Below are 17,279 nucleotides of genomic sequence, written 5' to 3' on the forward strand. Positions count from 1 at the left end.
GATGCTGCCCAATGACGAACAACTGCAAATCAGCGACGCGGCCCGGCAATTTGCCCAGGAACGTCTCAAACCTTTCGCCGCCGAATGGGATCGCGAGCACCGCTTTCCCAAGGAAGCCATCGGCGAGATGGCCGAACTGGGGTTTTTCGGCATGCTGGTGCCGGAACAATGGGGCGGTTGCGATACCGGCTACCTGGCTTACGCCATGGCCCTGGAAGAAATTGCCGCCGGTGATGGAGCCTGCTCCACCATCATGAGCGTGCACAACTCGGTGGGTTGCGTGCCCATCCTCAAGTTCGGCAACGACCAGCAAAAAACGCAGTTCCTCACGCCTCTGGCCAGCGGCGCCATGCTGGGGGCCTTTGCCCTGACCGAACCGCAGGCCGGTTCCGACGCCAGCAGCCTGAAAACCCGCGCGCGCCTGGACGGTGACCACTACGTGCTCAACGGTTGTAAACAGTTCATCACCTCCGGGCAAAACGCTGGGGTGGTGATTGTGTTTGCCGTTACCGATCCGGCGGCAGGCAAACGCGGGATCAGCGCGTTTATCGTGCCCACCGATTCGCCGGGCTACAGCGTCGCGCGGGTCGAGGACAAGTTGGGGCAGCATGCGTCCGACACGTGCCAGATTCTGTTTGAAGACGTGAAGGTCCCGGTGGCCAACCGTTTGGGTGAGGAGGGTGAAGGCTACAAGATCGCCCTGGCCAACCTCGAAGGCGGCCGCGTGGGCATCGCCTCGCAAGCAGTGGGCATGGCCCGTGCCGCGTTTGAAGCGGCGCGCGACTACGCCCGCGAGCGCGAGAGTTTCGGCAAACCACTGATCGAACACCAGGCGGTAGCCTTCCGACTCGCCGACATGGCCACGCAAATCGCCGTGGCGCGGCAGATGGTGCATTACGCCGCCGCCTTGCGCGACAGTGGCAAGCCGGCGCTGGTGGAAGCGTCGATGGCCAAGCTGTTTGCCTCGGAAATGGCCGAAAAAGTCTGTTCGGCCGCCTTGCAAACCTTGGGCGGTTACGGTTACCTGAGCGACTTTCCTCTGGAGCGGATCTACCGCGATGTGCGGGTCTGCCAGATCTACGAAGGCACCAGCGATATTCAACGCATGGTCATCTCACGCAATCTCTAAGGAGCCGATACATGAGTTACGAAACCATTTTGCTCGACGTCCAGGGCCGCGTCGGGCTGATTACCCTGAATCGTCCGCAAGCCCTGAATGCGCTGAATGCGCAGCTGGTCAGTGAGTTGAACCATGCACTGGATGATCTGGAAGCCAATCCGCACATCGGCTGCATCGTGCTGACCGGTTCGAAGAAAGCCTTTGCGGCCGGCGCCGATATCAAGGAAATGGCCGAGCTGACCTACCCGCAGATTTACCTCGATGACCTGTTCAGCGACAGCGACCGCGTGGCCAACCGCCGCAAGCCGATCATTGCCGCCGTCAACGGTTTTGCTTTGGGCGGCGGCTGCGAACTGGCGCTGATGTGCGACTTCATCCTGGCGGGTGATGGCGCCAAATTCGGCCAGCCAGAGATCAACCTCGGCGTCCTGCCCGGCATGGGCGGCACCCAGCGCCTGACCCGCGCGGTAGGCAAGGCCAAGGCCATGGAAATGTGCCTGACCGGGCGCTTTATCGATGCGGTGGAAGCGGAGCGTTGTGGGATTGTCGCGCGCATCGTGCCGGCCGATGAGCTGCTGGATGAAGCGCTGAAGGTCGCCACGCTGATTGCTGGCAAGTCGGTGCCAATCAGCATGATGGTTAAGGAAAGCGTGAACCGTGCGTTTGAAGTGAGCCTGTCCGAAGGCGTGCGCTTTGAGCGCCGTGTGTTCCATGCGGCGTTTGCGACGCTGGATCAGAAGGAAGGTATGGCGGCGTTTGTGGCCAAGCGCGCGCCAGAGTTCAAGGATAAGTAAGCCAATCTTCATGTACTGAAGTGCACATGTGGGAGGGGGCTTGCCTCCTCCCACAGTAGTTCGTTGGTGTCTGTCAGAGCTGGTAGTTCTTGAGTTCCCTAGCAATCACCATCCGCTGAATCTCGCTGGTCCCCTCGTAAATCTGCGTGATCCGCGCATCCCGGTAGTAACGCTCCACCGGGTAATCCTCCAGGTAGCCGTAGCCGCCATGTATCTGCATCGCTGACGAGCAGACCTTCTCCGCCATTTCCGAGGCAAACAGTTTGGCTTGTGACGCTTCCGACAGGCACGGCTTGCCGGCACTGCGCAGGCGCGCTGCGTGCAGGATCAGCAGGCGGGCCGCGTTCAAGCGGGTCTGCATGTCCGCCAGCAAATTAGCCACGCTCTGATGCTCGATGATCGCCTTGTCGAACTGCACCCGGTCCCGGGCGTAGGCCAGCGCCGCTTCAAACGCTGCTCGCGCGATACCCAGGGCCTGGGCGGCGATACCGATGCGGCCACCTTCCAGGTTCGACAGCGCAATCGCCAGGCCTTTGCCGCGCTCGCCCAGTAAGTTGGCTTCGGGAACTGTGCATTGGTTGAGGGTGACGGCACAGGTGTCAGAAGCGCGAATGCCCATCTTGTGTTCGGTGCGGTCCACCACAAAGCCAGGGGTGTCGGTGGGCACTAGGAAAGCGGAAATGCCTTTCTTGCCCAAGTTCGGATCAGTCACGGCAAACACGATAGCCAACTTGGCGCGCTTGCCGTTGCTGACGAATTGCTTGGCGCCGTTGATCACCCACTGGCCGTCACGCAGCTCAGCGCGAGTGCGCAGATTGTGGGCTTCGGAACCGGCCTGGGGTTCGGTCAGGCAGAAGCAGCCAATCGCTTGGCCACTGGCAAGTTCTGCCAACCAGGTTTCTTTCTGCGCCGTTGTGCCGTAGTTGAGGATCGGCCCGCAACCCACTGAATTGTGGATACTCATCAGTGCGCCGGTGGCGCCATCGCCGGCGGAAATCTCTTCCACCGCCAGGGCATAAGCCACGTAGTCGACGTAGGTGCCGCCCCATTCTTCCGGGACCACCATGCCCAGCAGGCCGAGTTCGCCCATCTTGGCTACCAGGTTGTCGTCAATCCAGCCGGCTTTTTCCCAGGCTTGGGCAGATGGGGCGATTTCACGTCGGGCGAAGTCACGCGCCATGTCGCGGATCATCACTTGTTCTTCAGTGTATTCAATGTCTTGCATGGCTTATCTCGCAATTTGCTCGAACTGTTGGAAGAAGCTTTCGACGTGGGCAACTGATAGCCCATGCAACGTTGGCGGGTTCCAGCGCGGGGTTTTGTCCTTGTCGATGATCAGGGCGCGCACGCCTTCGATCAGGTCGCCGCGCTTGAACCATTGCCGGTCCAAGTGCAGTTCCAAGGCGAAACACTGTTCCAACGACAGGCGGCGGCCTTTGCGCAACATTTGCAAAGTCACGGCCATGGCCAGGGGCGAGCGGGTCTGCATCAGGTGGGCCGTGTTGAGCGCCCATTCATGGCTGTCGGCAACGGTGACGGCCTGTAATTGCTCAACGATGCTCGGCACATCCGGCAACCCGAAGAAATGGTCGATCGCCGGGCGCAAGGCTGCCAAAGGCGCATCGGGCAGCTGCTGCACCGCAAGCTTTGCCAACACACCTTGCAAGTCTTTGAGCGCAGAGTCGTGCCATTGCAGGTGGTCGAGTTTCTGGTCCAGGTCGGCGAGCTTGTTGCTGTCGAGGTACCAGTCCGCCAAACCGCAATACAGTGCATCGGCGGCGCGGATCTGCACGCCGGTGACGCCGAGGTAAATCCCCAGTTCGCCCGGAATGCGCGGCAGGAAATAGCTGCCACCCACGTCTGGAAAATAACCAATGGCCACTTCCGGCATGCCCAGGCGGCTGCGCTCGGTAACGACGCGTAAATCGGCACCTTGCACCAGGCCCATGCCACCGCCGAGGACAAACCCGTCCATCAACGCCAGCACGGGCTTACGGTAGTGGTGGATGGCGAGGTCGAGGGCGTATTCCTCGACGAAGAAATCTTCGTGAAGGGTGTCGCCATTCTTGAAGCTGTCGTACAGGGAACGAATATCGCCGCCGGCACAGAAGGCTTTGTCGCCGGTGCCGCGCAGGACCACGGCGTAGACCGATGGATCGTCGGACCAGGCCTCCAGGTGCCGGGTCAGGCTGCGAACCATGTCGAGGGTGATTGCGTTTAAACCCGCAGGGCGGTTAAGCGTGAGGTGGCCGATATGGTTGCGGACGTCGGCCAGTACCTCTTCCTGAGGCGAATCGGCGCGGCTTGCTTCGGATGAAACCTGAGCAGTCATCTCTAACTCCCTGCTTTTATTGTTCTTTATCAAGATGTTCGCGGACGAACCATCTCGCGATCGTACCAGTGCAAATTTGCGCAGTACAACCCGGAATCATGCAGGTGGTTGTTGCATTTATGCAGGGCGCCCGGGCCTCTGCTCAGGGCATGCGGTTGGCCAGTACTTCGCCGATGCTGCGACGGCGCGCGTGGGTTTCGGCCGCGTGAATCAGTTGTTCAAGCTCTGCGGGCGCCACGTCGTAGAACTGCTCCATCTCGGCAAGCGCCAGCTTCAAATCGGCGGCGGTCACGGCAGGGTTTCGCGCTGCATCGGGGGTATTCAATACGGCCGAAGGGGACTCGACAGCACCCTTGGGATAACGCGTGCGAGTGGCGTTGTTGTAGGCCAGCGCACATGCCAGCAGGGCGCTGGCGCCGAGCAGCACAGCGCCCAACTCATGCCAGCCCAGTGCGGCGGAAGCCGGGTCGGCCAGCACCAGGGTCATGGCCAGGCCACCTGCGGGCGGGTGCAGGCAACGCAGCCAGCACATCAACACCACTGCCATGCCGGCCGCCAGGCAAGCGCCGCCCAAGGTGCGTCCGAGAACCCGCGCGACCAGCAATGCTACGACACCGGCGCACAGGTAGCTGCCGATGATCGACCAGGGTTGCGCCAGCGCACCGGAGGAGACGGCAAACAACAACACCGCCGAGGCCCCTAGCGGGCCGAGCAGGTGCAGCGCCACTTCCATGCCAAATACCTGGGCACAGAGCCAGACACTGAACAATGTACCCAGTGCCATGCCAATGGCGGCCCGGCTCCATTCGGTAGGACGAGTATTGATTGCAGCGGGAAACCAGCGAGCGAGCATTGAAAAGAAATCCATAAACGGCGGGCAAAAAAAAGGCTTGTCTGGTTTCCCGGAAAAGCCCTTTGAACGTTCCTGCATTTGGGGGAGGAACCTGCGCAGTGTGCCGCGCCTCGATTATCGGCGCCAATGCATATTAATGAGGTTTTAATGCATAAATATTGAATTAAAACCCATTTCACTAGAGGGGAATGTACGCGGTGTTCAGTTTGCCCAATACGCGGATATCGGTTTCTTCGTTGAACATATGCTTTTGCAGGTTTTCCAGGAGCCCTGGCTCGCCAGAGAGGGGACCTTTGAGTGCCACCAGAGCGTTGCGTAGCGACATCAGTCGATCCAACGGCGGAATGGGCAGGTAGCCGATATGCACTTCATCCCGGTTCAAGGCAGCAGGAGTATCAGGTAAACGATCATTTGGCACGGCATTGTCCTCTCGCGAAGTGAGCCGCAGTGATGGCTGCCGCTCTTAACGTCCTTGTTGTGTTCCATGGCCTGTGGCGGTAAAGACCTACCCCACATGGCCATCGAGTTTACAGTTGGGTTTCAACCCCCGGAAAGTGAAATGACACCAGCCATTACGCATAGCTGCGTAGGATTCTTCCGGGTCGACTCAAGGCTGTGGGGGTTTGGCCAGGTACAGCAGGACAAAGGTGTTGCGATCGAACTCACCCGTTAAGGTCGGCGTGAGCGTGGCAAAGCGCGGATCTTTAAGCGCGCGGAAATCCTCTTCGCTCATCACCAGCCAGGCTGGCCCTTGCAGCGGCGTCAGGTCAGCAGCTTGCTGGGTAAACAACGGCACCTGATCGCAGTCGAGGTTGACCATGTATTTGATGGCCTTGGCGTCTTTGCCCAAACCGTGCAAGACCACGGGGGCACGCTGCTGCATCACCTGCTCATGAACGTTCAAGGTAAATGTGCGGGTGTCATAGACACTGCGCTCCAGCGGTTCCACCACCAGGATATAGGTAGCCCACACCGCCAACGCCGCAGTGAAGGCCGGCCCGACCGGCCGTAGACGAGAGACGAACAACGACAACAGCGCCAATGCCTGCAGCGCACCAAGCACACCTAGCACCAAGCCCAGATGGCTCAGTTGTTCCGGATAACGTGGGCGCACGAACAGCAGCCCGGCGATCAGCAGCGTAGGCAGCAGCGTCCATAAACCCAGCATCAGGCCGCGCAGCCAGGCGAAAAGCCGCCCGCGTGCACCGTAAAAGGGATACGCCGCAATAATCGCCGCCATGGGCAGCATCGGCAGTACATAGCGTGCCTTTTTCGCCTGGGGAATCGACAGGCCAACCATCACCAGCAAGCCTGCAGCGGCGCAGTACAGCACCAATTGCAAGGCCGGCTCCGGCGTGCGCCGCCCACCGGTTGCTACTGCCAGCAGCACCAGCAACGCCAGGGGATAGGCCAAGGCGTAATTACCCAGGGAGCTGGTGAAGTAATACAGCACACCGCTGCTGCCTTCGCTGCCATCCATGCGCCCGAGGAACTGCATGCGGATCACGTCCTGCATGAAACGCTCACCGCCACTGAGTTTGGCCATCAGCAAGAGCAGGCCGACACAGGCCAGCAGCAGCGCCAGCGCCAGGAGGCCGAAGCTGAGCAGTTGGCGCCATTGCCGGTTGATCAGGTAATAGCTGCACAGCACACCGGTGGGCACGACCAGGCCAATTGGCCCGCGTATCGCAAACCCCAGGATCAAGAGCACAAACAGCCAGTGCAGGCGTTTACCCGCAGAGAAATGATCATGGGCGTAACCCAGATAAAACACCGTCAAGGTGATCGCGGCGAGCATCTGGTCCAGGGACACGGCGCGGGTTTCGCTGATAAAGGTGGTGCTCAACAGCAGCACCGCAATGCTCAACAAGCCCCAGCGCTGGGAGTAGGGCGCCGTGAGGCGATACACCAGGATGACGATCAGTGCCGAGGCCATCGAAGTGGGCAGCCAGGCCGTGAGGCTGGTGACCTGGCCCAGGGGCAGCGACAACAGCCAGGTCATCAGGGTCGAGGTGGCCAGATAATCAGCATACGGCTGGCCGTAAGTGGTGGGAAAAAAGCCCGGCCCATGGCGCAGCATTTCCTGGGCGAACAGCACGAAACGTGAGTCGAAGCCGATAATCGCCTGGTGCCAACTGCCGGCGATAAACAGCAACAGCGCCAGCAATCCCAGGCAGAGGGATTGGCGGCGGATCGTGGCACTCAGCAAAGGCGGTCGGGCTGTGTTCACGTATCAGGCTTCCACGACCTGTGGCACCCACTGCTGCTGCGGAATCGGCAACTGACATGAGTCGCCTCGCCCTATCGGGAAGTACTGGAAGCCCTTGCGCGACAGGCGCTCGCCGTCATACAGGTTGCGGCCATCGAAGATCACCGGGGTTTTCAGGCGCTGGTGGATCAGGTCGAAATCGGGGGCTTTGAACTGCTGCCACTCGGTGCACACGATCAGCGCATCGGCGCCAACCAGAGTGGACTCCGGCGTGCCCATCAGCATCAGCCGTTCTTCGTCGCCGTAGAGGCGCTGGGTTTCCTGCATGGCTTCCGGGTCGAACGCGCGCACGTTGGCGCCGGCAGCCCACAGCGCTTCCATCAGCACGCGGCTGGGTGCATCGCGCATGTCGTCGGTGTTGGGCTTGAACGCAAGGCCCCACAGGGCGAAGGTCTTGCCGCGCAGATTGCCTTGGAAGAACGCATTGACGCGCTCGAACAGCTTGCTCTTCTGGCGTTGGTTGATCGCTTCTACGGCTTCCAACAGGTCGCTGGAGCAGTTGGCCTGTTTGGCGCTGTGGATCAAGGCGCGCATGTCTTTGGGAAAACATGAACCGCCGTAACCGCAACCGGGGTAGATAAAGTGATAGCCGATGCGCGAGTCGGCACCGATGCCCAGGCGCACGGCTTCGATATCCGCCCCCAGGTGCTCGGCCAGCTCGGCGATCTGGTTGATAAAGCTGATCTTGGTGGCCAGCATGCAGTTGGCGGCGTACTTGGTCAGCTCGGCGCTGCGCAGGTCCATGAAGATGATGCGGTCGTGGTTGCGGTTGAACGGCGCGTACAGATCGCGCATCACCTCGCGCACTTCTTCGCGCTCACAGCCGATGATGATGCGATCCGGACGGCGACAGTCGGCAACCGCCGAGCCTTCCTTGAGGAATTCCGGGTTGGAGACGATATCGAACTCCAGGTGCCGGCCAGCGACGTGCAGGGCTTTTTCGATATGGGCGCGCAGGGTGTCGCCGGTGCCCACGGGTACCGTGGACTTTTCCACCAGGATTACCGGGGCCACTCGATGACGGGCCACGGCGTCGCCCACCGACAGCACGTACTTCAAGTCGGCCGAGCCATCTTCGTCCGACGGCGTGCCGACGGCGATAAACAGCACTTCACCGTGTTCGACGGCGAGCTTCTCATCGAAAGTGAAATTCAGGCGGCCGCTTTCCAGGTTCTCCTTGACCATGGCGGCCAGTCCCGGTTCGAAGATACTCACGTGGCCTTGCTGCAGCAGCTTGACCTTGTTTTGATCGACGTCCATGCAGATCACATCGTGACCGACTTCGGCTAATACGGTGGCCTGTACCAGGCCGACGTAACCACTACCAAATACACTGATTTTCATGGGGCATTCCTGGGACGAGTAGCACTGGCACGACGAGAGTTGATGATCAGCACACCGAGGATGACAAGCGCCACCCCCAGGGTTTTTGAAACGGAAAAATGTTCGTTGAACACCGGGAGGCTGGCGGCCAACAGGTACACCAGCGCATAGCTGATGCTGAGCAATGAATAGGCGCGGCCAAGGGGCAGGTGCTTGAGCGCGCCGAGCCAGCAGAGCATCGACAGCGCGTAGGCGAAGATCGCCAGGCTCACCACGCCCAACGCAGCGAAGTCGATGGCGTTGCTGTTCAACGCCGCCAGCCATTCGGTGGGCAAGGGCAGGCGCGTCATGCTCCAGCGCATGCCCAATTGGGCGGCGCTGACCAGGCCAACGCTGCTCAGGGCCAGGGCAAAACCACGCACGCGGCTCATACCTGGCGCCCCAACAGCACCACACCGGCAATCACCAGCACGACACCCAGCCAATGCCGTGTGTCGATGTGTTCCTTGAACACAAAGCGCGCCACCAGCGTGACCAGGACAAAATTGAGGCTGAGCATCGGGTAGGCGATACCGACTTCCAGGCGCTGCAACACCAGCAACCACACCAGCAAACCAAAACCCAGGCACAGCAGGGCCGACCACAGCCACGGCGAGCGCAGCTTCAGCGCCCAACCGTCGGGCTGGTCGCGCCAGCTTTCCACGGCGAATTTTTGCGAAATCTGGCCCATGCATGTCAGCAGGCAGGCGGCCAATAACAGGCATAGCGTGATCATGGCGCAACCTGCGGGAACACCAGGATCACGATATTGCCTTGCTCGTAGCGCTTGCCGTCTTTGGGCAGCAAGTCCACCTCGGCGATTTCGTCGTCACCCTTCACGCGCATGACCACCCCGACGGCGCCGTGTTTACGTGCGTCGCTCATCCACTGCTGGACCTGTGTGGTGCCGACCTTGTGATGGGCCGCATCGTCAAAGGCCAAGCCATATTTCACTTCGCCGACGGTGTTATAGAGGGTCACGTCCGGGCGCTTGACGCGCCAGGCCAAGGCGGAGGCTGCACCCAGGTCATTGCTCAGCAACGCGCTGGTCTGGCTCAGCTCCTGGAGGTGATCGATGATGAACTGGTCCGGAGTCTTGTTGTAAACCACCGAATGGGGCAGTGCGGCCGGTACCAACGCCACCAGCAACCAACTGCCGACTACCGGCGCTGCCCACAGGCGCAGCGGGCGTGACGCTTGCAGCAGGTTGACGATGATCCAGCCGAACAGGAAGACAAACACCAGCACCAGGCTGAGGGTTTCCTGACCGTGTTCGTAGACGGGCTTCTTCAGTTGAAACCACGTCAGCGCCAGTAACGCCGCGACGCCAATCACCAGGTTCAGCCAACCGTTGATACGCACGACACGGCCGCGGCCTGCGGCGAGTTTGTCCGCCAGTGTCGAGCCCATCAGCAGCGCCAGCGGCAACAGGCACGGCATGATGTAGGAGGGCAACTTGCCCTTGGCCAGGCTGAAAAACGCCAGCGGCATCAGCAGCCACAGCAGCAGGAAGGCAGTTTTCGCTGCACGTTTTTCCTGCCACGCCTGTTTCAGGGTGGACGGCAGCAGTGCGACCCACGGCAGGCTGAACGCGACCAGCAGCGGTAGGTAATACCAGAAAGGCTCGGCGTGCTGGGCATCCTCGCCGGCAAAACGCTGGATATGCTCGTGCCAGAAGAAGAAATTCCAATAGTCCGGTTCTTGCAGATGCACGGCCAGTGCCCACGGCAGGCTCACTGCAATGGCGACAACCACGGCCACCAGCCCATAACCGAGCAGTTCGCGAAAGCGCTTCTGCCAGATCGCGTAGGGCAGGGCGATCAACACCGGCAACAGCCACGCCAGGAATCCCTTGGTCATAAAGCCCATGCCACAGGCGAAACCCAGCAGCGCCCAGGATCCCAGGCGGCCGTTGCGGGAGGTGCTGTCGAAGCAGAACCACAGGGCAACGCCGGTCAGGTTGACCCAGAAGGTGAACTGCGGATCGAGGTTGGCATAACCGCCCAAGGCCGCGACGCTGACAAAACTCATGTACAGCACGGTGCTGACCAGGCTCTTTTGCGGGTCATTCCACAGCCGGCGTGACACCAGGTACACCAGCAGGATGCTCAAACCGGTGCTCAACGCCGAGGCGAAGCGCACACCAAACAGGTTTTGCCCGAAGATCGCCTGGCCGAGCGCGATCATCCAGTAACCGGCAGCCGGCTTTTCGAAATAGCGAATCCCCATGAAGTGCGGCGAAGCCCACTTGCCGGTCAGCAGCATTTCCTGGCTGATCTGTGCGTAGCGGGTTTCATCAGGAATCCACAGGCCATGGGTGGCCAGCGGCAGCAGGTAAAACACGCCAAACGCTAACAGGAGCAGGGGCAAGGCCCAACGCCGAATCATGCCTGCTGCACTCCAAGCCAACCCTCACGGCCGCTCAATGCGCCGCGCACCAACTGTTGCTGGGGCAGGGTGGTCAGGTCCGCAGGCAACAAGTCACCCAGCGGTTTGAAATCGATGCCGCGCTGCCCTGCCTGGGCAAGCAACTGGCGAAAATCGTTGGCCATCAGAATCCCTTCTACTTCTGCGTGGATCGTGTAGACGTTGAGCTTCGACTCGGCAAACCGGTCAAGAATGAAGCTATTGAAGTCTTTGGCGGCCACCACCGGCCCGACGACTTCGTCGAAGGTCGGCAGGTCCACCGGAATTTGTGGCGTACCTGCGCTGCCATCGGCCAATGTCGGCCGAAACAGGCTGGTACCCCGGCAATCGCTGTTGTAGCGAAAGTTGAAACCTTGCTTGGCTTGCACCACTCGCTCATCGGCACGCCAACCGGCGGCCGCCGAACAGTCGATGCGTTCGCCCAGGATGTCGCTCAGGGTCTCCACGCCGCGCCGAATTTGCTCGACCAGTTGTGCATCGCTCCACCGTCCGGTGTTGGCCTGCCAGCCATGGTGATCCCAGGCGTGCAGGCCGACTTCGTGACCGGCGGCCTTGGCCTGGCGCATCAAGTGCCCCAAGTCACGGCCGATCGGCTTGCCCGGCCAGGCAGTGCCGGCGAGCAGGATGTCCCAGCCGTACAGGCCGGCGGCGTTGGAACGCAGCATCTTCCACAGGAATTGCGGGCGGATCAGGCGCCACAAGTGGCGCCCCATGTTGTCCGGCCCGACACTGAAGAAGAACGTCGCTTTTACCCCGGCCTCGTCCAGGGATTCGAGCAACCGTGGCACACCTTCACGGGTGCCCCGATAGGTATCGACGTCAATGCGAAGACCTGCCTGCATTAGCGCTTATCCGCGATTTCGAGCATGGCCTCGCGCAGGAAGAAGTCCAGCGTGTTGCCGATGGTTTCGCTCATCTCCACGGTTGGCTCCCAGCTCAGCAGGCGCTTGGCGTTTTCGATGCTTGGCTTGCGGTGTGCCACGTCTTGGTAACCGGTGCCGTAGAACGCCTTGCTCTCCACATCGCGGAAACCGGCGAACGGCGGGAAGTTGCTGCGCAGCGGGTGCGCTTCGAACTGACGCAGCAGCTCTTCGCCCAACTGGCGGATGCTGGCTTCGTTTTCCGGGTTACCGATGTTGATGATCTGGCCGTTGCAGGCATCGTTGTCGTTATCAATGATGCGGGCCAGGGCTTCGATACCGTCGGCGATGTCGGTGAAGCAGCGTTTCTGCTCGCCACCATCGAACAGGCGGATCGGCGTGCCTTCCACCAGGTTCAGGATCAGTTGGGTGATCGCACGGGAGCTGCCGATACGGGCCGAATCCAGGCGGTCGAGGCGTGGGCCCATCCAGTTGAACGGACGGAACAGCGTGAAGTTCAGGCCCTTGGCGCCGTAGGCCCAGATCACGCGGTCCAGCAGTTGCTTGGAGACCGAGTAGATCCAGCGCTGTTTGTTGACCGGGCCAACCACCAGGTTGGAAGTGTCTTCGTCGAAATACTGGTCTTGGCACATGCCATAGACTTCAGAGGTCGACGGGAAGATCACGCGCTTGTTGTACTTGACGCAGTAGCGCACCAGCTTGAGGTTTTCTTCGAAGTCCAACTCGAACACGCGCAGTGGGTTGCGGGTGTATTCGATCGGCGTGGCGATGGCCACCAGCGGCAGGACCACGTCGCACTTCTTGATGTGGTACTCGATCCACTCGGTGTGGATGCTGATATCGCCTTCGACGTAATGGAAGTTCGGGTGGCTGCGCAGGCGCTCAATGGCATCGGAGCCAATGTCCAGGCCGTAGACTTCATAACGGTCGTCCCGCAGCAGGCGCTCGGACAGATGGTTACCGATAAAACCGTTCACGCCCAGGATCAGCACGCGGGTACGACGTGGCTTGCGGCCGGACTCGGCACCGCGCAGCACGGAGCCGTCGACCAGGCCCAGTTCGTTGGCCAGGGAAGGGCCGGCCAGGTACAGGCCGTTGTCGTTGCGCTGGCCGAACTTGACCACCAGGGAGTCTTCGCCGCAGGCGACGCGCAGCGGGTTGACGCTGATCACCCGGCCCGGTGCCAGGCCTTCGTTGCCCTTGACCACTTCGGCTTGCCACACGATCAGCTTGTGTTCGCCCACGGCACAGAAAGCACCTGGATACGGTTGAGTCACGGCGCGAACCAGGTTGAACAGGGTTTCAGCCGGGTGTTTCCAGTCCAGCTTGCCGTCTGCGGCCGTGCGGCGACCGAAGTAAGTGGCTTGGCTCTCGTCTTGTGCGGTTTCAGTCAGCTTGCCTTCGGCCAGTTGCGGCAGGACATCACGCAGCAGGTTGCTGGCGGCTTCACGCAGCTTGGCATGCAGCGTCAGGCCGGTGTCGCTACGCTCGATGGTGACTTTTTGCTGGGCGAGGATCGCGCCGGCATCCGCACGCTTGACCATGCGGTGCAGGGTCACGCCGGTTTCGGTTTCGCCGTTGACCAGCACCCAGTTGGCCGGGGCGCGGCCACGGTACTTGGGCAGCAACGAACCGTGCAGGTTGAACGCACCTTTACGGGCGGTGGCCAGCAGCGGCTCGCTCAGCAGGTTGCGGTAGTAGAAAGAGAAAATGTAATCCGGGTTCAGCTTGGCGATGCGCTCAATCCACAGAGGGTGGTTGGCGTCCTCTGGCGCATGCACCGGGATACCGTTGCGGGCGCACAGTTGGGCAACAGAGCCGTAGAAGTTGTTTTCCTTGGGGTCGTCGGCATGGGTAAACACAGCAGCAATTTCGTAGCCGGTATTGAGCAGCGCTTCAATGCCTGCACAACCAATATCGTGGTACGCGAATACAACAGCTTTTGAACTCATGACTGAACCTGATCGGCGGAAGTGGAAGTATGGGAAGACACCAGGCCGTCAACGACGACCACAGGAGCCGGTGCTGCCGGTTGGTTGCGCAGCACTTTTTCGATAAAGAAGCGTGGGCGGGCGCGCACATCGCTGTACATGCGGCCCAGGTATTCACCCAAGAGGCCCATGCCGATGAACTGGCCACCGGTGAAGACAAACAGCACCGCGAACAGCACGAACAGGCCGTCGCCCGCCCAGTCGGCACCGAAGGCCAGGCGCAGAACGATCAGCGCGAAGGCAAACAGCATGCCCAGGGCTGCCAGGCTGAAGCCGACAATAGACAGCAGGCGCAGCGGCGTGGTGGTCATGCAGGTCAGCAGGTCGAACATCAGGCTGATCAGGCGCATGGCGCTGTATTTGGACTCGCCGTGTTCGCGCTCGGCGTGGTGCACCAGGATTTCCGTGGTGTGGCGGGCGAAGCCGTTGGCGAGGATCGGGATAAAGGTGCTGCGCTCGCGGCAGGCGAGCATGGCGTCGACGATGGTGCGGCGGTAAGCGCGCAGCATGCAGCCGTAGTCGGTCATGGCCACGCCGGTAGAGCGCTGCACGGCAAGGTTGATCAGGCGTGACGGCCAGCGGCGAAACGCCGAGTCCTGGCGATTGTTGCGCACGGTGGCGACGACGTCGTAGCCGAGGGCGGCTTGCTCCACCAGGCGCGGGATTTCTTCGGGTGGGTTCTGCAGGTCGGCATCGAGGGTAATCACCACTTCGCCCTGGCACTGTTCGAAACCCGCCATGATCGCGGCATGCTGGCCGTAGTTGCGGTTGAGGATCACAGCCACCACGTTGCTTCCGTCTTCTGCGGCAGCGTCTTCCAGCAGTTGGGCCGAGTTGTCACGGCTACCGTCATCCACCAGGATGATTTCGTATTCGTAGGCCAGTTGCCTGCACGCCGCGGTGGTGCGACGCAGCAATTCAGGCAGGCTTTCTTCTTCGTTGTAGACCGGGATAACGATCGACACGCGATGAATAGGGTAGGGTTTCAAAGATTTATGACCTCGGGGTTAGAGCAGCGTGGCGCGTTAAAACGCCCGCAATCATTGGATACAAACGCCGTGCAGCGGTTAGGAACCGCTAAAAATCGAATTCTAATCAAGAGGTTAGTTCAAAAATGTGAATATCGCCTTGAGCTTCCGTATTTAAGATTAAGCTCAAAAATGTAGGAAAGGTATGAAGTGGAAGTCGAAAATTCGTTTATTTGACAGCCAGACAGCCAGGGTTCAGCTAAACATGAGGGCGCTAAGGGGGGGGGCTGGATCGCGGTGAAACAGGAACGGCAAGCAACGCATTTACTACAGCGTGGGCGAACACAAACAGGCTTCGACCACGATTGAAGAATCTTCTCTGCAATGCCTCTCAAGTGCCGGTAAAGTAACGCGTCTCTTGGCAGGGTAATCGGATGAATAGCGTGCAGCTTTTACGCGGCCAGTTGCGGCCAGTATTGATGGGGTTGTTGATGAGCGTGGCGTGTGTCACGACCGTTCGCGCCGATGAAAGCGTGGCGCTGACCAGCCTCGATCAGGTGCCGGATGGCGTGGAAGTACGTGGCAAGCAGATCGCCGCTTACACCTGGGACGACCGCCAGGGCAAGAATCTGCTGGTGCTGGCTGAACAAGTCAGCGAGCGGGATGACGACGGCACCCAGTCGTCCTTTGTGTATGCCGCTCAGTACCTGATCGACGGTAACCGCCCCAAGCGCGTGTGGATGCTCTACGACGATGTGCAGCATTGCGAATTTGACGCGGCGTTGCGTTTTGACCAAGCCGCGACCAAGGTCACCGACCTGTCTGGCGATGGCATCACCCAGGCCACTGTGGGCTATTCGCGCACCTGCACCAGCGACGTCAGCCCCAATGAGTTCAAGCTGATCATGCATGTGGGCAAGTCGCAGAAGTACCGTTTGCGCGGTGTCGACCGCTACGGCGCCGCCTGGTGGGATGAAGAGGCCGGGGCGTTGCGCGGGATGCCGCTGCCCAAGGATTGCAGCACCGCCGGGCAACAGGCGCTCGTCAGCCAGTACAAGGAGCAGGGCACCGAATTGCCGTTACCCGGCTGCTATGGCGATGAGAAGGATTTCGCCAATGCGCCCGAGGCGTATCTCACGTTCATGCGTCAGCATTGGTTCGCACTGATGCAAAAGCAGGACGCCGAATGGAGCCAGGCCCAGACCCAGCCCCAGGAACCCACGGAGGACGAAGAAACCGCCCCATGATTTGGTAAGAGGGCCTGTGCTGCGCTAGACTCGGCCCTCGCCAATTCACTAAATACCTTGATTTAACAATGGCTTGTTCGAGGTATTTAATCCAAAGGCTGATCTATTTTGACTGAGCATATCCGCAACCCGCTGACCCTCTACCTCACCCGCCTGGCCCCCTCCAGCCAACTCACCATGCGCTACGTGCTGCAGGACGCCGCCGACCGCCTGGGCTTCGAGGATATCAACCTTGAAGACATCGACTGGCACCTGCTGCAACCCGAACACGTCATCGCCCTGGTAGCCGCCCTGCGCGAAGACGGCTACGCGCCCAACACCTCATCGTTATATGTAAATGCGGTGCGCGGGGTGATGAATGAAGCGTGGCGCCTGAGCCTGATCAGTCAGGAACACTTGTTGAGAATGCGCACGGTCAAGCCAGCGCCCGGTACGCGTCTTGGCCAGGGCCGTAACCTGCGGCGCACGCTGATCCGCGAAATGATGGAAGTCTGTGCCGCCGACCCCAGGCCACAAGGCCTGCGTGATGCAGCGGTCATCGGCATCCTCTACGGCTCGGGCATGCGCAAGTCGGAGTCGGTCAACCTGGATCTCGCGCAGATCAACGTTGAGGAGCGCAGCTTGCGGGTCATTGGCAAAGGCAACAAAGAGTTGATCAAGTACGCGCCGCAATGGGCATTTGCCAAGTTGCAGGCCTGGTTGGCGTTTCGGCGCGAGCAGTTAAAAGAGGGCGAGCAGGACGACAGCTTCCTGTTCAATCGCATCCGCCGGGGTAGCCATATCACCCGGGAACGCATTACTAAACACGCGATTTACTACATTGCCCGGCAGCGAGGGGAACAGGTTGGGGTGAAGATCATGCCCCATGACTTCCGTCGCTCGTTTATCACGCGGGTGATCGAGGAGCATGACCTATCGATCGCGCAGAAGCTGGCGCATCACACCAACATCCAGACCACCGCCAGCTATGACGTGCGTGACGACAACGAACGCCGCCGAGCCGTAGATCGATTCGACCTGTAGTTCGCGGGCTGC

16 protein-coding genes are annotated in these 17,279 nt (G+C 60.5%); 4 read left to right on the plus strand and 12 right to left on the minus strand.

Annotated features, from left to right (window positions below; all coding sequences use genetic code 11):
* Position 1: 1 nt before the first annotated feature.
* A complete protein-coding gene (locus CKW32_RS09785) occupies positions 2 to 1,129 on the plus strand; it encodes an acyl-CoA dehydrogenase (RefSeq protein ID WP_032885668.1) in 1,128 nt (375 codons plus the stop codon).
* Between the two features lie 11 nt (positions 1,130 to 1,140).
* The gene (locus CKW32_RS09790) at positions 1,141 to 1,914 is read left to right on the plus strand and encodes an enoyl-CoA hydratase (RefSeq protein ID WP_032885667.1); all 774 of its coding nucleotides are present in this window, start codon (positions 1,141 to 1,143) and stop codon (positions 1,912 to 1,914) included.
* Positions 1,915 to 1,987: 73 nt separating this feature from the next.
* On the opposite strand, the gene CKW32_RS09795 is transcribed toward CKW32_RS09790, so the two are convergent.
* The 12 genes from CKW32_RS09795 to arnC form a co-directional block, all read right to left on the minus strand.
* Positions 1,988 to 3,139, minus strand: a complete 1,152-nt coding sequence (locus CKW32_RS09795; RefSeq protein ID WP_032885666.1) for an acyl-CoA dehydrogenase family protein — start codon at positions 3,137 to 3,139, stop codon at positions 1,988 to 1,990.
* Positions 3,140 to 3,142: 3 nt separating this feature from the next.
* Positions 3,143 to 4,246 carry an enoyl-CoA hydratase/isomerase family protein gene (locus tag CKW32_RS09800; RefSeq protein ID WP_095184751.1) on the minus strand — a complete coding sequence of 368 codons (1,104 nt, stop codon included), beginning with the start codon at positions 4,244 to 4,246 and terminating at the stop codon, positions 3,143 to 3,145.
* Between the two features lie 142 nt (positions 4,247 to 4,388).
* The gene (locus tag CKW32_RS09805) at positions 4,389 to 5,099 is read right to left on the minus strand and encodes an HPP family protein (RefSeq protein WP_095184752.1); all 711 of its coding nucleotides are present in this window, start codon (positions 5,097 to 5,099) and stop codon (positions 4,389 to 4,391) included.
* A 178-nt stretch (positions 5,100 to 5,277) separates the two neighbouring features.
* Entirely contained in the window at positions 5,278 to 5,517 is a 240-nt protein-coding gene (locus CKW32_RS28810; protein WP_143499356.1) for a type VI secretion system contractile sheath small subunit, read from the minus strand.
* Between the two features lie 189 nt (positions 5,518 to 5,706).
* Positions 5,707 to 7,329, minus strand: a complete 1,623-nt coding sequence (locus tag CKW32_RS09815; RefSeq protein WP_095184754.1) for a glycosyltransferase family 39 protein — start codon at positions 7,327 to 7,329, stop codon at positions 5,707 to 5,709.
* A 3-nt stretch (positions 7,330 to 7,332) separates the two neighbouring features.
* On the minus strand, positions 7,333 to 8,712 hold the full coding sequence (locus CKW32_RS09820; protein WP_032885662.1) for a UDP-glucose/GDP-mannose dehydrogenase family protein: 1,380 nt from the start codon (positions 8,710 to 8,712) through the stop codon (positions 7,333 to 7,335).
* Positions 8,709 to 9,122 carry a 4-amino-4-deoxy-L-arabinose-phosphoundecaprenol flippase subunit ArnF gene (gene arnF, locus CKW32_RS09825; protein ID WP_095184755.1) on the minus strand — a complete coding sequence of 138 codons (414 nt, stop codon included), beginning with the start codon at positions 9,120 to 9,122 and terminating at the stop codon, positions 8,709 to 8,711. The genes CKW32_RS09820 and arnF overlap by 4 nt, the downstream gene beginning before the upstream one ends.
* Entirely contained in the window at positions 9,119 to 9,466 is a 348-nt protein-coding gene (arnE, locus tag CKW32_RS09830; protein WP_095184756.1) for a 4-amino-4-deoxy-L-arabinose-phosphoundecaprenol flippase subunit ArnE, read from the minus strand. Before arnE ends, arnF begins: the two co-directional genes overlap by 4 nt.
* A complete protein-coding gene (arnT, locus tag CKW32_RS09835) occupies positions 9,463 to 11,118 on the minus strand; it encodes a lipid IV(A) 4-amino-4-deoxy-L-arabinosyltransferase (protein WP_095184757.1) in 1,656 nt (551 codons plus the stop codon). The genes arnE and arnT overlap by 4 nt, the downstream gene beginning before the upstream one ends.
* Complete coding sequence (gene arnD, locus CKW32_RS09840; protein ID WP_032885658.1) at positions 11,115 to 11,999, minus strand: 4-deoxy-4-formamido-L-arabinose-phosphoundecaprenol deformylase; 885 nt, start codon at positions 11,997 to 11,999, stop codon at positions 11,115 to 11,117. The genes arnT and arnD overlap by 4 nt, the downstream gene beginning before the upstream one ends.
* Positions 11,999 to 13,990 carry a bifunctional UDP-4-amino-4-deoxy-L-arabinose formyltransferase/UDP-glucuronic acid oxidase ArnA gene (gene arnA / locus CKW32_RS09845; protein WP_095184758.1) on the minus strand — a complete coding sequence of 664 codons (1,992 nt, stop codon included), beginning with the start codon at positions 13,988 to 13,990 and terminating at the stop codon, positions 11,999 to 12,001. The genes arnD and arnA overlap by 1 nt, the downstream gene beginning before the upstream one ends.
* On the minus strand, positions 13,987 to 15,018 hold the full coding sequence (gene arnC / locus CKW32_RS09850; protein ID WP_032885656.1) for an undecaprenyl-phosphate 4-deoxy-4-formamido-L-arabinose transferase: 1,032 nt from the start codon (positions 15,016 to 15,018) through the stop codon (positions 13,987 to 13,989). The genes arnA and arnC overlap by 4 nt, the downstream gene beginning before the upstream one ends.
* Positions 15,019 to 15,431: 413 nt before the next feature.
* Here arnC and CKW32_RS09855 point away from each other — a divergent pair, with 413 nt between their 5' ends.
* The gene (locus CKW32_RS09855) at positions 15,432 to 16,244 is read left to right on the plus strand and encodes a M949_RS01915 family surface polysaccharide biosynthesis protein (RefSeq protein WP_095184759.1); all 813 of its coding nucleotides are present in this window, start codon (positions 15,432 to 15,434) and stop codon (positions 16,242 to 16,244) included.
* A gap of 108 nt (positions 16,245 to 16,352) precedes the next feature.
* Positions 16,353 to 17,267 (plus strand): tyrosine recombinase XerC, encoded by a 915-nt coding sequence (gene xerC, locus CKW32_RS09860; protein WP_095184760.1) that lies wholly within the window; start codon positions 16,353 to 16,355, stop codon positions 17,265 to 17,267.
* Positions 17,268 to 17,279: the final 12 nt, after the last annotated feature.

The sequence above is a fragment of the Pseudomonas sp. Irchel 3H9 genome (genome assembly GCF_900187495.1).
Taxonomy (GTDB): Bacteria; Pseudomonadota; Gammaproteobacteria; order Pseudomonadales; family Pseudomonadaceae; genus Aquipseudomonas; species Aquipseudomonas sivasensis.

What these genes read in the sequence shown, in the direction of transcription:
- arnE (WP_095184756.1), bottom strand. Translation starts at nt 9,466, where the DNA reads ATGATCACGCTATGCCTGTTATTGGCCGCCTGCCTGCTGACATGCATG.
- CKW32_RS09855 (WP_095184759.1), top strand. Translation starts at nt 15,432, where the DNA reads ATGAATAGCGTGCAGCTTTTACGCGGCCAGTTGCGGCCAGTATTGATG.
- CKW32_RS09790 (WP_032885667.1), top strand. Translation starts at nt 1,141, where the DNA reads ATGAGTTACGAAACCATTTTGCTCGACGTCCAGGGCCGCGTCGGGCTG.
- arnT (WP_095184757.1), bottom strand. Translation starts at nt 11,118, where the DNA reads ATGATTCGGCGTTGGGCCTTGCCCCTGCTCCTGTTAGCGTTTGGCGTG.
- arnD (WP_032885658.1), bottom strand. Translation starts at nt 11,999, where the DNA reads ATGCAGGCAGGTCTTCGCATTGACGTCGATACCTATCGGGGCACCCGT.
- CKW32_RS09795 (WP_032885666.1), bottom strand. Translation starts at nt 3,139, where the DNA reads ATGCAAGACATTGAATACACTGAAGAACAAGTGATGATCCGCGACATG.
- CKW32_RS09800 (WP_095184751.1), bottom strand. Translation starts at nt 4,246, where the DNA reads ATGACTGCTCAGGTTTCATCCGAAGCAAGCCGCGCCGATTCGCCTCAG.
- arnA (WP_095184758.1), bottom strand. Translation starts at nt 13,990, where the DNA reads ATGAGTTCAAAAGCTGTTGTATTCGCGTACCACGATATTGGTTGTGCA.
- CKW32_RS09785 (WP_032885668.1), top strand. Translation starts at nt 2, where the DNA reads ATGCTGCCCAATGACGAACAACTGCAAATCAGCGACGCGGCCCGGCAA.
- arnF (WP_095184755.1), bottom strand. Translation starts at nt 9,122, where the DNA reads ATGAGCCGCGTGCGTGGTTTTGCCCTGGCCCTGAGCAGCGTTGGCCTG.
- CKW32_RS09805 (WP_095184752.1), bottom strand. Translation starts at nt 5,099, where the DNA reads ATGCTCGCTCGCTGGTTTCCCGCTGCAATCAATACTCGTCCTACCGAA.
- CKW32_RS09820 (WP_032885662.1), bottom strand. Translation starts at nt 8,712, where the DNA reads ATGAAAATCAGTGTATTTGGTAGTGGTTACGTCGGCCTGGTACAGGCC.